Annotated in this window: 10 protein-coding genes and 1 pseudogene; 5 read left to right on the top strand and 6 right to left on the bottom strand. The window is 49.8% G+C overall.

Annotated elements, in window-relative coordinates:
• Window positions 1-37: 37 nt before the first annotated feature.
• Window positions 38-2,035, top strand: a pseudogene (locus AMF_RS10135) (hypothetical protein); the annotation flags it as partial.
• A gap of 101 nt (window positions 2,036-2,136) precedes the next feature.
• Here AMF_RS10135 and AMF_RS05555 read toward each other — a convergent pair.
• From AMF_RS05555 to rnhA, 6 genes are all read right to left on the bottom strand, one after another.
• Window positions 2,137-2,985 (bottom strand): phosphatidate cytidylyltransferase, encoded by an 849-nt coding sequence (locus tag AMF_RS05555; protein WP_010262761.1) that lies wholly within the window; start codon window positions 2,983-2,985, stop codon window positions 2,137-2,139.
• Window positions 2,975-3,664: a polyprenyl diphosphate synthase gene (gene uppS / locus AMF_RS05550; protein WP_035017772.1), complete on the bottom strand. Its 690-nt coding sequence runs from the start codon at window positions 3,662-3,664 to the stop codon at window positions 2,975-2,977. The genes AMF_RS05555 and uppS overlap by 11 nt, the downstream gene beginning before the upstream one ends.
• Window positions 3,665-3,685: 21 nt before the next feature.
• The gene (gene frr, locus AMF_RS05545) at window positions 3,686-4,237 is read right to left on the bottom strand and encodes a ribosome recycling factor (RefSeq protein WP_010262753.1); all 552 of its coding nucleotides are present in this window, start codon (window positions 4,235-4,237) and stop codon (window positions 3,686-3,688) included.
• An 8-nt stretch (window positions 4,238-4,245) separates the two neighbouring features.
• Complete coding sequence (pyrH, locus tag AMF_RS05540) at window positions 4,246-4,983, bottom strand: UMP kinase (RefSeq protein ID WP_010262748.1); 738 nt, start codon at window positions 4,981-4,983, stop codon at window positions 4,246-4,248.
• Between the two features lie 186 nt (window positions 4,984-5,169).
• Window positions 5,170-8,169: a YhdP family protein gene (locus AMF_RS05535; RefSeq protein ID WP_010267046.1), complete on the bottom strand. Its 3,000-nt coding sequence runs from the start codon at window positions 8,167-8,169 to the stop codon at window positions 5,170-5,172.
• Between the two features lie 9 nt (window positions 8,170-8,178).
• On the bottom strand, window positions 8,179-8,634 hold the full coding sequence (gene rnhA, locus AMF_RS05530; protein ID WP_029209769.1) for a ribonuclease HI: 456 nt from the start codon (window positions 8,632-8,634) through the stop codon (window positions 8,179-8,181).
• A 115-nt stretch (window positions 8,635-8,749) separates the two neighbouring features.
• Between rnhA and mfd the strand changes: the two genes are divergently transcribed.
• The 4 genes from mfd to AMF_RS05510 all read left to right on the top strand — a co-directional run bounded on the left by mfd (window position 8,750) and on the right by AMF_RS05510 (window position 16,677).
• Entirely contained in the window at window positions 8,750-12,208 is a 3,459-nt protein-coding gene (gene mfd, locus AMF_RS05525) for a transcription-repair coupling factor (RefSeq protein ID WP_012658821.1), read from the top strand.
• Window positions 12,186-13,382 (top strand): hypothetical protein, encoded by a 1,197-nt coding sequence (locus AMF_RS05520; protein ID WP_012658820.1) that lies wholly within the window; start codon window positions 12,186-12,188, stop codon window positions 13,380-13,382. Before mfd ends, AMF_RS05520 begins: the two co-directional genes overlap by 23 nt.
• A 230-nt stretch (window positions 13,383-13,612) precedes the next feature.
• Window positions 13,613-15,778: an adhesin MSP1 subunit beta gene (gene msp1b, locus AMF_RS05515; protein WP_012658819.1), complete on the top strand. Its 2,166-nt coding sequence runs from the start codon at window positions 13,613-13,615 to the stop codon at window positions 15,776-15,778.
• A gap of 281 nt (window positions 15,779-16,059) precedes the next feature.
• Complete coding sequence (locus AMF_RS05510; RefSeq protein WP_010262718.1) at window positions 16,060-16,677, top strand: riboflavin synthase; 618 nt, start codon at window positions 16,060-16,062, stop codon at window positions 16,675-16,677.
• Window positions 16,678-16,728: the final 51 nt, after the last annotated feature.

Below are 16,728 nucleotides of genomic sequence, written 5' to 3'. Positions count from 1 at the left end.
TGAAGTACCAGCGGGTGAGGAGCAAGAATTTGGCAAGGCAGCATTAGGTAATCTCGGGCGGCTTGTCGCCCGTGGTAAACTCAAGAGCTCAGATGCACCCAAGGACCTTGACCAGAGCATTGACGCACTACCGTTCATGGATGAAGCACCTGACACTGGTGAGAAGATTGAAGTACCAGCGGGTGAGGAGCAAGAATTTGGCAAGGCAGCAGCTTGGGGTCTAGCAGGCTTCAAGCGTACAGTGGATGAAAGCCTGGAGATGTTAGACCGAGGCATGCACATGCTCGCGGAAGGCCAGGCACAGATATCACAGGGGATTGACGCCAAGGATACTGCACTAGTTAGGGAAGGTCTGGAAACATCTAGACTTGGTGCAGGGTTATGTCGCAATGGCTTGGTAGAGGCCTCCTACGGCGTTGGTTATGCCAATGAGACCATGGGCAAGTATGCCGGCAAGGGTCTAGACAAGTGTAAAAACAAACTCGACAATGCATGCCACAAGTGGAGCAAGGCTCTCGAAGAGATTGAAAGCCTGCGCACAGCAATCGACGCGAAGGCAGAACAGCAAGTTGAAGGTGAAGCATGGTCTCCTGAAGGGGTCAGTGCTAACACATTCTACAAAGGACTGCATAAAATTGGCACCGCAATTGCAGTAGCAGCTCAAGCTACCTGGGAAGGCTTGGCTATGACCGGTAAGTTCATGGGTGCTGTAGCTAAACTAGCTGGTGCAGTATCCATGTGCGTTGCAGCATACACCGCAGCTATCGTGGGTATGGCCGCAGCTACACCTGCGACGCTGCTGCTGACAGCTATGGACAATCAATCCGTAAACAATGCCGTAGTTAAAGTCAGTGAGTACCTTCACAGTAACGTAGAACAAGCAACTAAAGACCTCATGGCTTCAGAGTTTGCCATGATGACATTTGGTGGCATCATGACGTGTGCCAAGCTTATGAAGGGCTCCTTCGCAGCAGTCAATCAGAAGTTTGAAGAAATCAACGCCACCCTCGCACGGGAGGGCACAGACATCGCTCAAGGGATCAAGGAGACTTACAAGTCTATTGGCGATGCATTCAAGTCTATTGGCGATGCATTCAAGTCAGTCAATACTGGCATAGCTAAGTGGACAACAGATAAGTGGACAGCGGCTCTAGCAGGTTATGCGTCAGTTGAACAGCTAGAAGAAGCAAAGGAAGCAGACAGGGTACAGGCTGAGCAGCGAGCTGAAGCACAAGCAATGACCGAGCGTGTGGCAGGGGAGCGTGCAGCAACAGTTGCTGCAGGGACTGAAACCATTAAGACCATCGTCAGCGATATGCGGAATGAGCTTGCTAAAGGGCATGAACAGCTTCAGCTCGTCATCACCGATATGTGTAATGAGCTTGCACAAATAGGTGCATTCTCCCAAGCAGAGCGCGATGCACTTGTGAAGTCCTTCACGCCTAAACCTCCTGCTAGGACAACCAAGGAGCTTATCTCACATATGCATTCGGGCCTAGAATCCGTGATGTTCCGTATGGCACGTAGTCTTGGGATCATGAGCAAAGCTAGTATAGAGGCAAACTCGCAGGACAATAGTGTAGAGGTGGCAGAGATCAGCCCAGAAACGCAGAACATGAGCGACGCTATACCTGTAGAAGAAGCCCAAATTGTCGAAACTGCCTTACTTGCAGCAGTAAATGACACTAGTAAGGACGACCAAGCAATTGTTACTGACCTTATAAACGCTACAATAGAGGTGTGCACAGAGCAGACTAATACACTTGCGGGGCATACTGCCGAGGTCCAAGCAGGGCTGGAAGCTGCGGGTATTAAATTAGACGATGCACACACCACCCCTGAAGCCAAGGGCGTGGAAGGCATTAATCAAGAGGAACTCGAGCAGGCAGCTGAAGGTCTTGCTGCTGCTGTAAATGAGGCTTCTGCAGATGGGAAGATGCAATTCCTCAAACGGGAGGCCGATCTTCGCAGGGAAAGCCACCAAGGCAAAGTGCCACGGCTTGTTATCCAGAAACTACGGTACAAACGCCCATAAACGGCAAGGCGCCACAGGTGTATTGCGCGCCAAGTGGCACTCAGGAACGCGTTACGGGCAACCATTGGCCAGAGGCCTCCGGTCTACTATACGCCCCACTACTAAACATCAGCAAAAAATTTTGATAAACGCTGTATGTAGAAGGCAACCATTGGAGCCGTGAACATGAACCCGTCAACACGGTCTAATATGCCACCATGCCCGGGCACGATAAACCCGCTATCTTTAACCTTGCAAAGACGCTTAATGCCAGATTCGACAAAGTCCCCACATTGCGCAACTGCCGCAACTGCCGCTCCGATAAATAGCGCATGTGGCACAAAAAATATACCGAACATGACCGACATTAGAAGCGTCACCACTGCACTGAACGCAATACCCCCGAGGAGGCCCATCCACGTTTTGTTTGGGCTGATAGCGGGCAGTATTTTGCGTTTTCCTAAGCTTTTACCCACAAAATACGCGCCTGTATCGGTGCTCCACACACTGAGTATCATCCACAACAGTATAATGGTCCCATGGGGCAACGTGTATAGGTATACAGCAGAGGCGTAGGGCAACGCGACCACAAAAATGGCGGGAATGTAAAGATATCTGTGGCCACCTGTCATTTGGTGCCACTCAAACGCGGATACCATGGCAAGGGAGAAACACACCAGGTAAAACAAACACCCGCCAAAGTACATGCTGCCCAAAAACACACTCGCTCCCAAAACCGACGTCAGTATGCGCAGCAGCAGGCTATCATCGACGACCGGCAACTTGCAGCGCGTAATTTTTTCCCGTAGTTGCAACGCATAGTTACCGGCTTTCTTGCAAAACTCCATAATACTCATGCATCCCCCAAAACACAGCTGCATAACATCACGCACGACGCGGATACCGCAGCTCAAGCTGACAATAGCCCATTGGCCCAGTTGATTATACACACATAGCAGCCTACCTGCCATATTTCCTGTTTCTAGCCAGATAACTATCCAGCGCATCAGAAAAATGTGCAGCGGTAAAATCTGGCCACATAATATCACAGAAGTAGAGCTCGGCATATGCAAGCTGCCAAAGCAAAAAGTTGCTAATGCGTTTTTCGCCCCCAGCTCTTATCAGTAAATCGACGTCTGGAAGGTCCTTGGTCCACATAAAACTGCGAAGCGTCTCCCCATCAACAGACTCAACTCCAGAATCTAACGCCGCGTTCACGGCCTGTATTATGTCCTGTTTCGCGCCGTAGCTTACCGCGACATTCAAGTATAAGGCATCGTTGTTGCGCGTTACAGATTGAATGTCAGACATGCGCTCCACCAGATCCGCGCGCAGGAGTTTTAAATCGCCCACAAACCTGATGCTCACCCCATGGTCATCAGAAAGTTTGCGGAGCTCCGGAGAGGACAGATAGTTGGTGAACAGGCTCATAATGTCGCTAACTTCCTCAGTGCTTCTGAGCCAATTTTCCAGGGAGAATGCGTACAAAGTGAGATGTCTAATGGCATGGTGAACACAAGCCTCTACAACCTTTTTAGCGGCCAGCATACCTTGAGTGTACGCCTCTATCTTCGGTAGGCCCCGACTTTTCGCCCATCTACCGTTTCCATCCATTATTACGGCAACGTGTTTAGGCAACTTATGCGCCATAGCAGACATCCAAATGTGCATTTAGCCCAAAATTTCGCTTTCCTTCACGGAAAAGGCATCACCTATCTTTTTGATGAACGTATCTGTGACTTTCTGTATCTCCGCGCTTATGGAGTGGAAGTCATCCTCTGAAATCTCTTTGTTGTCCTGCATAGACTTTAACTTGTCTATTGTATCCCTCCTGATATTACGCACAGAGACTTTCCCCTCTTCGGTAAGCTTGCTGAGCATTTTCACCAAATTTTTTCTCACATCACTAGTAAGCTCAGGCACAACAAGCCTTATGGTGGTTGCCTCACACGTCATACCAAAACCGAGATTAGACGCATCAATGGCCGCTTTCACATCACCAATGACACTGGCATCCCACAATGAAATCAGCAGAGTCCTACCAGAGACAGATATACTCGCCACTGTGTTCAGCCGCACCTTGTTACCGTAATAAGTGAGGAACACCCCATCCAACAATGAAGCGCTCACTCGCCCCGTCCTGATGCCTGATATATCACTCAGAAACATAGAAAAGGTTTTTTCCATCCTTTCCCTGGCGCACTCTTTGATAGCGTCAGTCATATCCCCTCCTAGTCAGATATAGTTGTGAACAGTCCTCTGCCATGCACAGCTTCAAAGAATGCCCCATCCCTACCTAGATCAAACACTATTATCGGTACGGAATTCTCCCTTGCCAACGATATTGCTGCTGCATCCATAATCTTCAAATTGGACGATAAAAGGTCATGATACGATATTCTGTCGTACCGAACCGCGGAACCGTCTTTCTTAGGATCGGAGGAGTACACACCATCAACCTGAGTACCCTTGAATATTGCGTCGCAGCGCATTTCTATGCCACGAAGCGCAGCCGCAGTGTCTGTGGTGAAAAACGGGCTGCCTATGCCTGCAGCACATATAACCACCCTACCCTTCTCAAGGTGCCTAACAGCACGCCTCCTTACGTATGTTTCACACACAGCGGTCATCGGCATGGCCGATAATACCCTACATTCCACGCCCATTTCCTCAAGAGCATTCTGCAGAGCCAACGCGTTAATCACGGTTGCCAGCATGCCTACATAGTCATTACTAGTTCTCTCAAACCCGTCTGAGGTGGACGCACCGCGAAATATATTCCCCCCACCCACAACGATACAAAGCTCTACTCCGGACTCTTTCACATTTTTTAGGTCACGAGACAACCTGAGCACAACAGCAGGATCGAAGCCAAACCTTTTTTCTCCAACGAATGCCTCACCCGATACTTTAAGCAAAACTCTAGAGTACCGCACACTCCCCGTGGCGGCACCATCACTTACCGACATATTCAAACGAAACCCGTCCCACAAGCCTGGCAAGATTATACAGCAACCGAACAAAGACGCAATCTTCCATGCGCAACTTCGCTGTGGTACGGCATACAGAAAACGTGAAGTACAACCCACAGTTACAGCATGTCGTATCGCCAACCAATAAATTGCTACAATACCGAACAGGTACTGTATTGCCGGTCACTCAGCAGCGCGTTGCTGCTTCACGTTACCGGCCCCACCCTTTGATTTATCATCTATAGCTTTGAGTACCCTTTTGAGCAGGTTTGGTGCGAGAATTGACAGGAAATTCACTGATATATCATGAGCTTTGTCAGTGCCCTTAACTTTATAGTCGATCGCAACCACGCCTCTGCTGTATCCACCTGTTAGCAACTTGCCAATCAAAGGCGTATTCCACACCAACTTACTGACTGCGTAAGCCGGCACTATTTGGCCACGCACATCGAAACTTTTCGTACTCAGATTTATCTCTCCCCCCACACTGATGCCAAGTTCCACCCCTTCAATCCACGATTCATCAAAGCTTACGCGGTTTTCGCTGTAATTGAACGGGACATTAAGCTTGCCAAAGTGTATTCCGCTACCATTGAGCGTATTACTAATTCCCTGCAGAGACGAGAGAGTTAATATCTGCGCAAGTATGGGCGCGTTCACAATATTAAAATTCGTGAGCGAGAACACGCCTTGTGTCCTACCAAGGTGACTGTCCGGGTACATATATATAGATAGATGCCCACCATCTACAGTGCTCAAAACGTCGATGGATCGCAGGAAGTTTCCTGCGTTTTCTGTGCTCACCTCCAAACCTCTGGGCCCGTATTCTATTCTCACTGGCGCATTATCATTGGCAAAATTTGCGCTCATCTTCGCGTGCAATTTATCATCCCCATCGTACCCCATACTGAAGAAAACCCGCTTTATGGGCACGTTGTTCTTCATGAGTGCATTGTGCACACGCAATTTTACCTCAAGCCCCCCCTGCTGCCGCGATTCGCCGCTCAAAAAAGCCCACAGGTTAGTCTTGCTGAGATCCAAAAACTTCCCGCTCAATTGAAGTACCAGGTTGCCATCTTTCGAAGACTTAACATGGGCCTGCGCATCAGTTTTTAGGAAGCGTACACGGTTAGCCACCAAGTTCACGTCTTGGCCAATATGCCCGCTCAATCGGATGTCTATGCCCTGCCCCGCCAAAGTTGCATTATGAACCTGTATGTTCCCATCCTGCTCCACCGACGCCGCAAACTTCAGTATTCTTGCCTGAGCACCTACTGGAAAGTACCCCAGTTCCGAGTACAAATCTATGACATCCAACACACCATTAACCTTGGTGTCGCCGGCACCGGAATGATTGCTGACCCAGTCTATAGTAGCCTTAGCATAACCACTGAGGCCAACATGTCGGGCCGCCGCGCTGAACTGCCTTATGTTATTTCCGGAAATATATCCTTCAAATTTACACATCATGCTACCGCCACCAGGATCTCCGCTCGCAACAAGAGTCATATCGCGCTCATTCATCTTGCCTTTAATAGTTGCTTCCACGCTTCCATTGTGCACAACGAGATCTAAACCCGCGCTGTGTACGTCAAAGCTATTCAAAACCCCGCGTACTGAAAGATCCCCGACCTCAGAGGTGATATAAACATCGCTGTGTATGTCAGACGTCCCAGACAGATTAGACACCTCAATTATGAACTTCGTGTTGGCAACACCCGATATATTTTCTGCTACAACCCCAAAGCGCTCTTGCCCATCCGCCGCAGTATATATCTCGCTGACATCACCAAAAGCTCTGCCGCGTATCTCAAGCTTTGCATCTTTATCGCTAACGTCCTTGATAATAGCAACGCCTTCAACGGCATTTACGCCTCTGAAGTTATAATTGCCAGACCGAATTACTAGCTCCCCCCTATCCAGCAGCAGGCCACCATCTACTATATTCACCGCACCCCATTTGTTGCTAACCGTAATGGTCGCATCTCGTACATGCGCACTGAACCGGTAATTGGCCACATTTTTTATGTCATTGACGTGGCCGTGAAAGGTCACCTGAGGTTCCCTAAAGGTGCCTTCTATCACGTTATCGCAGTACCAATGTTTCAAGTCCGGGTATAGCTGCTCGGGCCAGTATCTACACACCTGCTGTGTTTTAAGTTCATAACTGCTCACACTGGCATTAAGGCGGCTGTTTATAGCGTTGAAGTAGGCTCGCATCTTGAGAGCCACATCATCCATGAGGAGGTTAAAATCAGACAACAAGAGCTCATGGTCGCTGTATTTGGCCCTAACCCGAAAACCGTGCACAGCGACGCTATCATGCTCCCCATATGGAACGGTGCCCTTCAGGCTTTGCAAGTCAATGTCACAGTACTCTATCCTGTCATGGGCATCCAACACTACATCTGCGGCCCCGGAAATCAGCACCTTATTGTACAAGGGCAGTACACCGTCCAGGAACCTGATATATTCAAATAGCGCTGTGTTGAAGTTGTCGCACCTAATGTTCAGAGAAATCACCCCCTTATAGTGCTCAGACACCTTAACCTTAACCGATGATGCGCCGCTGGTTAACTCCAGTGAGAAGATTCTGCCATCGTATTTCGCTTCGGTCCCAAACGACAGTGAATCTACCTTCAGGCTTTCACCGCTCTGGTTACTAAGCAGCATACTCCCAATTCTAACAGGCACACTGGATCTGATCAGCATAAATAGCTTCTCCCGAAGCGCTGAGACCGAAAACGGCGGCTTGGCACCACTGACTTCCCCATCGGGGCTAAATGCACTCAGGTACACGGTGGGAATCTCAACCCGGCTGGCACCCCAGTCTCCCCATAAAAACAGGATGCCAACCTTGGAGTAAATGGCAACCTCGGGAATCTCCGTCTTCAGGCCTGATTTTTTGTCTATAATTACAAGCCCCTTTGCTGATAGAAAGAAGTTCTCATCAGCTCTGCGCCAAGAGAGTTGTACATCTTGTATGTTAACGTCAGCGCCGGCAAAAAATTTGGAGAGCTTGAACTTCAAATACAGGTTTATAGCGCCAGTGCGGAACTCTATGGTATCCTTAGTACTGACGTGATAGTACAGCACCCCCCCAAACGTGAGCACCGCACCCACGAGCAGTAATTTTACACAAGTCCACACCATAGAGTTCATAGAATCTGGCAAAAGCCTCACAGCGCAAAATCATTTTGGAATAACCATGCGGCGCTCTACCTCGCCTCTAGCGAGCATATCAGCCTCTTCGTTATATTCGTTCCCAGCGTGAGCCTTCACCCACCTCCACTCAATACTATGCAGCAAAGTCAGTCTTTCAAGCTCTACCCACAAGTCAACATTCTTCACGGCGGACTTGTTAGACGTCCTCCATCCGTTCAGCTTCCATTTGCGAATCCACTCCGTGATCCCATTCTTCACATAGGTGCTGTCAGTATTAACGCACACGCTGCACGGCCCCGATAAAGCCGCCAAAGCCATAATCACCGCGGTAAGTTCCATTCTGTTATTTGTGGTATCGTCACTGCCACCCGATATTCTGCGCTCCCCTCCGTCACCAAAGCGCAGCACAGCACCCCAACCTCCAGGTCCAGGATTGCCAGAACAGGCACCATCGGTGTATATGGCAACCCTACTTTTCCCCATAAGCACCATACGTCCGTCATTTTTGATTGTATTCCAATACCTCACATAATACAATGACATTCATCGTTAGCCCTAAGGTCTTGCAGCTAGGAGGATGTTTGAGCGGCGCAAGTAGTTGTTTTCTGTGCTCGTGGAGCGTCACCGTAGTGCGCGTGGCCCACTGTTGGGGTTGGTTCGTCATCAGCGCGCGTTCGTAGGCGTACACGTGGGCTCTCTTGAAGTAATCACCGGCGTTGCTCCAGAATTTGGAGACATGCTCATGGCCCAGATGTGCATGGAAGATCGGCACACACCGTTCGTGTTCGTCGTACAGGAAGGCACATCCCTGGCGCATTTGGCAAAAACCCTGAAGTTTTTCGACCGGGAGCGCGATGTGTTTATCCTGCCCAAGTGGGATTCCATTCCACACAAGGGGGTCTCACCCAGTAGCCTGGTCATGGCAACCAGGATGAAGTGTTTGCTTGACATTTCTAATGCCAAGGCCCCGTACGTAATGTTAACAACCTCCGGCGCAGTTGCGCAGAAAGTGCTGCCGGCACACTCTGTGGCCAGTGCCACCATAACAGTTGCACCTGGCGATGGTTTGTCTATGGATGCGCTGGTACAACATCTGGTGGCATGCGGATATACGCAATCTTCCGCGGTGCGCGAAGTGGGGAGCTTTGCAGTACGGGGGGAAATCGTCGATATTTTCCAACCAATAGATAACAAGCCCACCAGGATAGACTTCTGCTACGATGCTGTTGAGTCTATCAGATGTTTCGACCTTGATACGCAAATTACGGATGGAGGCGCGTTACCAAGTTTGGTTATCTATCCAGCATCTGAAGTAATAAAAACCGAAGAAAACTTAAATCGGTTCTACACAAGGTACATGCAGCAGTATCCAAATCCCGATCCGGCATTTGCTGAAGCCATGCTTTCCAGGCAAAAATGCATGGGAGAGGAGCAGTGGCTGCCGCTGCTGCAGGCAGATGAGCTGTCAACCATTTTCGATTATGTCCCAAACGCAAAACTAGTGCTTGCTGAGCAGGCTTCGGAAGAAGTATTGCGGCGCTTGGAAGGGGCGCAGGAGGAGGATTATACGGCACAATCTGCCACAGGAAAAAGCGCTTTGTTCTTGGATTTACAAGGCTACATACAAATTACACGGAGCTTTCACAAGGCCATCTTCTGCCGCTTTGATGCAACATCAGAAAACAATCTCTGGGAGCATCAACAAGTCATATGCTCTTCCAGCAATATTGGCGCTGTGCCGAATTTCAGGTTGCTAGCACAGGAACAAAAGGCTGACGTATTCGCGGTGGCCGCGGATTATATTAACTCCGCCCATAAAACTCTAATCCTCGCCTGCTACTCTGAAGGATCACTGCTATATTTCATCGACAAGTTTAAAGCACATGGCATACACATATCCAGAGTGCATGAGTATGCAGGCCCTATAGGCGCGTTCAACGCGGCTGTGCTACCAACAAGTTGTGACGTTGTAACACACGACTTTATTGTGATAACAGAATACAGCCTGTTGAAACGTCAATGCGCGGCCGGTCGCTCCTCTGGCACGGTAGTCAGTGAAGACACCTGCCTTGCAGTAGGAGACGTAGTAGTACACAAGGACTACGGCGTTGGCATATTTAATGCGCTACGCACGCTCAGTGTGTGCGGACATTTACACGACTTTGTCGAAATCCTCTACCGCAATAACGACAAATTCTTCGTCCCGGTGGAAGATATAGACTTGATCACAAAATACGGCACCAATACCGACGTCGTCCTGGATAAACTCGGCAGCACCTCATGGCAGGAGCGCAGCGCCAAACTCAAGAAACGCATCAAAGATATCGCTCAAACGTTGTTACACTCAGAAGCAATGCGCGTACTTGCGGAAGGCAATAAGTTTCTTGCAAATCAGAGGTACTTGGACTTTTGCAAAGAGTTTCCATACGTAGAAACCGAAGACCAGCTCAAAGCAATATCAGAAGTTGAGGAGGATCTCGCCAGCGGCAAGGTGATGGACAGGCTCATATGTGGAGACGTTGGGTTTGGCAAGACGGAAGTCGCACTGCGCGCGGCATTTCTAGTCATCAACGAAGATCCGGCCAAGCAGGTTGCCGTAATCGTTCCCACAACCCTACTATGCAGGCAGCATCTTGCGGCATTCAGAGAGAGATTTCAAAACTACGATATCAACGTTCAGCAGCTTGCACGATCATCCGCCACGCAAAAGTCTAAGGTAAAAAAGGCGCTCGAAAACGGGGATATCAACATAATCATAGGTACGAGTGCGCTTCTCGCAGAAGATATAAGATTCCTAGACTTGAGCTTGCTCATTATTGATGAAGAACAACACTTCGGCGTACAACAGAAAGAACAGCTCAAAAAGCTCAGGAATGACGTGCACGTTCTATCCTTATCCGCAACACCAATTCCCCGAACTCTGCACATGTCGCTTTCCGGGATAAAAAACTTGAGCGTTCTCAGGACCCCACCCATGGGGAGGATGGCCGTAGATATTGCTATCATACAGTACGATGGCAACATCATAAAAACCGCAATTCTAGATGAAGTCAGCCGCGGTGGCAGAGTGTTCTTTACCTGCCCGTTTATTTCTGACATTGACGGCGTGTTGGCGGACCTACAAAAACTGGTCCCAAATGTGAAGGTCGAAGTGGCGCATGGCAGAACATCTACCAGGGCGTTGGATAAGATTATGAATGACTTTTTCGATGGGAAGTTCTCCGTCCTTCTGACAACATCCATCATCGAAAGTGGAATAGATATACCTTTCGCCAACACCATAATAGTGCACAATGCTGACATGTTCGGCTTGGCACAGCTGTACCAGCTCAAGGGAAGGGTGGGCCGGAGCACGCTGAAGGGTTATGCCTACTTCATAGTGTCAAAAAAGGCGCTGCCCGATTCACCTGGCATGAAGAGGCTAGAAGCGGTCAGGTCTCTAAATAGCGTTGGGTCGGGCTTTGCCCTCGCCCTACAGGATATGGACATGCGCGGCTTTGGAAATCTGGTGGGGGAAGAGCAGTCTGGCAACATAAAGGAAGTGGGAATTGAGCTGTATCATAAAATGCTGGAAGAAGCCATAGCAGCGTGCCAGGAGCAACCCCACATACAAGCGGGCTGCCACAGCGTAAAAGTGGGCGTAGACGCGAATGTTAGGATTCCTGAATCTTACATCAGGGAGCTAGATCTGCGTATAAGAGTGTACAAAAAAATCAGTAGCTTGAAAACCGCGGAGGAAGCGGATACCTGCTTTGTCGAGCTAGTAAACAGATTTGGCGCGCCACCACCGGAGGTCATGAATTTGCTGAATGTAATGCGCATCAAACAGCTTTGCTCCGCACTCGGCATACAAGAGGTCACGCAAGCGAAGCGGCACGTCACGTTTTCACTGTCGCAGGGCACAGCAGCGCATTCAGGAATGTTGAAGCACATAATAGACAACCACGATCTCTTTACCATATGTGACCACAGCATCAGGATGTCAGTACCCAAGGCATCACAGAATCAAATACTAGAGTATATATTGTCCCACCTTGTATGCATGGCCGCTGCTTAACCGCAGCCTCAGCGACATTACCCATGAATCAGCAGAAACCCAAATTGTCGAAACTGCCTTACTTGAAGCAGTAAATGACAGTAGTAAGGACGACCAAGCAATTGTTACTGACCTTATAAACGCTACAATAGAGGTGTGCACAGAGCAGACTAATACACTTGCGGGGCATACCGCCGAGGTGTGCACAAAACAGACTAATACACTTGCGGAGCATACCGCCGAGGTCCAAGCAGGGCTGGAAGCTGCGGGTATTAGATTCGACGATGCACAGGGACTACAAGAAGCTACCCCTGAAGCCAAGGGCGTGGAAGGCATTAATCCAGAGGAACTCGAGCAGGCAGCTCAAGCTACCTGGGAAGGCTTGGCTATGACCGGTAAGTTCATGGGTGCTGTAGCTAAACTAGCTGGTGCAGTATCCATGTGCGTTGCAGCATACACCGCAGCTATCGTGGGTATGGCCGCAGCTACACCTGCGACGCTGCTGCTGACAGCTATGGACAATCAATCCGTAAACAATGCCGTAGTTAAAGTCAGTGAGTACCTTCACAGTAACGTAGAACAAGCAACTAAAGACCTCATGGCTTCAGAGTTTGCCATGATGACATTTGGTGGCATCATGACGTGTGCCAAGCTTATGAAGGGCTCCTTCGCAGCAATCAATCAGAAGTTTGAAGAAATCAACGCCACCCTCACACGGGAGGCCACAGACATCGCTCAAGGGGTCAAGGAGACTTACCAGTCTATTGGCGATGCATTTGGCAATGCATTCAAGTCTGTTGGCGATGCATTCAAGTCTATTGGCGATGCATTCAAGTCAGCTAATGATGGCATAGCTAAGTGGACAGCAGCTCTAGCAGGTTATGCGTCAGTTGAACAGCTAGAAGAAGCAAAGGAAGCAGACAGGGTACAGGCTGAGCAGCGAGCTGAAGCACAAGCAATGACCGAGCGTGTGGCAGGGGAGCGTGCAGCAACAGTTGCTGCAGGGACTGAAACCATTAAGACCATCGTCAGCGATATGCGGAATGAGCTTGCTAAAGGGCATGAACAGCTTCAGCTCGTCATCACCGATATGTGTAATGAGCTTGCACAAATAGGTGCATTCTCCCAAGCAGCATACACCGCAGCTTTAGTGGGCCTTTGGTGTACTTTGGCGTGTAGCAAAAGTTGTATTTAACCCATTTCCAGCAGCTTTGAAGTTCATATTAAGTTAAGAAAATCACCGTTACACTTTTTACGAGCTCGGGCCCCGTTCTGCGCACGCGTCTGTGGACCTTGCTGCGGGGCGGGTGCTCTGTGAGGCGAAAATCGCCGGACAGCCGAAAATTTGGTGAAATAAAGCAATGCCGGGTGGCATGTTAAGAGCGCCTAACCGGTTATCAAGACATTGTTAAGTAGGTAGGTGCGATGGCAGAAGACGACAAGCAACAACAACAGAATCAAAGCAATGTAGTACAAGCCATCTCGGCCGTATTCCAGCGCAAGAGTGCGGAGCTGGCGCGACTGAATGCATTCGTAGAAGGTACTGATGGTACACTCAAGAACATCCATCCCCAAATGAAGTCACTGGAAGCGCTTTCTCAGCAACTATCAGAAAAGATTGCAGCTGAGGCAGCAGCGAAGGCAGATGCTAAATACGAGAGCGTGGGACTACGTGCTAAAGCAGCTGCAGCATTAGGTAGTCTCGGGCGGCTTTTTCGTAGCGGATCTAAGGGCGGATATACACCTCAGGATATTGACGCACTACCGTTCATGGATGAAGCACCTGACACTGGTGAGAAGATTGAAGTACCAGCGGGTGAGGAGCAAGAATTTGGCAAGGCAGCAGCTTGGGGTCTAGCAGGCTTCAAGCGTACAGTGGATGAAAGCCTGGAGATGTTAGACCGAGGCATGCACATGCTCGCGGAAGGCCAGGCACAGATATCACAGGGGATTGCAGACAAGAGTACTGCACTAGTTAGGGAAGGTCTGGAAACATCTAGACTTGGTGCAGGGTTATGTCGCAATGGCTTGGTAGAGGCCTCCTACGGCGTTAGTTATGCCAACAAGACCATGGGCAAATATGCCGGCAAGGGTCTAGAAAAGTGTAAGAACAAACTCGACGATGCATGCCACAAGTGGCACGATGCCCTCAATGAGATTGAAAGCCTGCGCACAGCAATCGACGCGAAGGCAGAACAGCAAGTTGAAGGTGAAGCATGGTCTCCTGAAGGGGTCAGTGCTAACACATTCTACAGAGGACTGCATAAAATTGGCGCCGCAATTGCAGTAGCAGCTCAAGCTACCTGGGAAGGCTTGGCTATGACCGGTAAGTTCATGGGTGCTGTAGCTAAACTAGCTGGTGCAGTATCCATGTGCGTTGCAGCATACACCGCAGCTATCGCGGGAGTTATCCTCCCTGCAGGGATACCACTGGCGTTTATGGGCCCTGAGTCTAAGCTGGCTGAGTACGTAGATCGGGCTGCGAGTTACCTTCACAGTAACGTAGAACAAGCAACTAAAGACCTCATGGCTTCAGAGTTTGCCATGATGACATTTGGTGGCATCATGACGTGTGCCAAGCTTATGAAGGGCTCCTTCGCAGCAGTCAATCAGAAGTTTGAAGAAATCAACGCCACCCTCGCACGGGAGGGCACAGACATCGCTCAAGGGATCAAGGAGACTTACAAGTCTATTGGCGATGCATTCAAGTCAGTCAATACTGGCATAGCTAAGTGGACAACAGATAAGTGGACAGCGGCTCTAGCAGGTTATGCGTCAGTTGAACAGCTAGAAGAAGCAAAGGAAGCAGACAGGGCACAGGCTGAGCAGCGAGCTGAAGCACAAGCAATGACCGAGCGTGTGGCACAGGAGCGTGCAGCAACAGTTGCTGCAGGGACTGAAACCATTAAGACCATCGTCAGCGATATGTGTAACGAGCTTGCACAAATATGTGGGCTCTCCCAAGCAGAGCGCGATGCACTTGTGCAGTCTTTCATACCTCAACCTCCTAGAACAACCAAGGAGATTGTCTCGCAGATGTGTAACAGCGTGAAATCCGCGTTCGGCAGCATATCCCATATCACCAACGTCATTCGCCAAGCTGGTAAAGATGCACAGAAAATCGACCCGCAGGTAAAGGTGGCAGAGATCAGCCCAGAAACGATATATGCAATGAGCGAGGCCCTATATGCCCTGAACATGCAAGAAAGCGCAGCTATCAACAATGCCTTACTTGAAGCAGTAAATGACAGTAGTAAGGACGACCAAGCAATTGTTACTGACCTTATAAACGCTACAATAGAGGTGTGCACAGAGCAGACTAATACACTTGCGGGGCATACTGCCGAGGTCCAAGCAGGGCTGGAAGCTGCGGGTATTAAATTAGACGATGCACACACCACCCCTGAAGCCAAGGGCGTGGAAGGCATTAATCCAGAGGAACTCGCGCAGGCAGCTGAAGGTCTTGCTACTGCTGTAAATGAGGCTTCTGCAGAAGGGAAAATACAATCCCTCAATCAGCAGGAGAGCCAGATTGCACAGGGAGGACAGCACGCTGCACAACAGCAGTCTTCTTCCGGTTGGTCTAGGTAAACCGCTACCCTACCTTTAACTGACACGGTGTAGATATGTCATGTAGTATCATCTCCTACCCTTGACTGACGCAGTGTAGACGGCAATTAATCCAGCGCGGAGCTCCGGGAAGCAGCCGAAGGTGTGCGCCTACCTCCCCTACCAGCTTGAGCCAGTTAATCGTAAGGTTGACAAGTGCTCCTTGTGTGGATACAAGAACGTGGTAGACTGCTCGGCGTTGCTCAACCCTGGATGCGTCACGCCGGGAGTGCAGTGTGGGTTCCTGGTAGGCTGGAGGTTTTATGTTCAGCGGAATCGTGGCGGCCGTGGGTGTTGTTGAGGAGGTGTTACCGCCCGGAGATAGTGACGTAGCGGTGCGCTTAAGCGTGGAAGATAAAGACCTCCTGGCAAGAATGGCCGTGGGTGGTTCGGTCGCCTGCGCTGGCGTTTGCTTAACAGTGATAGACAAGGGCAGCGGTTTTACCGTAAACGTCTCCAAGGAAACCTTAGGAGCCACCAACCTGAAGCACTGGAGTGCAGGCACCAAGGTGAACCTTGAGTTGCCATTAAGGATGGGCGACCCTATGGATGGACATATGGTGCAAGGGCACGTCGATGGAGTGGGAAGGGTAGAGTCTGTAGTCCAGATTGCCGGCTCCCACACCCTGATGGTAAGCTGCGACGAGACGCTAACAAAATACATAGCCCGCAAGGGCTCAGTGGCACTGGATGGCGTTTCTATGACTGTAAACTCCTCTGGCAGTGGGCTGTTCGTGGTCAATGTAATTCCACATACGTGGGGCCACACGACGTTTCAGTATCTCAAGGCTGATAGCGAGGTAAATATAGAAACAGATCTCATAGCCAGATACCTAGAATCCCTGCTAAAAAGCAACAGAAACGATGATGAAACCATGTAGTAGGTGCCGTCAGGCGAGTGTATAAGACCGCGGGGCAAGCGCGTGCGGGAC

Origin of the sequence: Anaplasma marginale str. Florida, assembly GCF_000020305.1 — a bacterium.
In the GTDB taxonomy this organism is placed as follows: domain Bacteria; phylum Pseudomonadota; class Alphaproteobacteria; order Rickettsiales; family Anaplasmataceae; genus Anaplasma; species Anaplasma marginale.
This window is presented reverse-complemented; position numbering and strand designations above follow the sequence as displayed.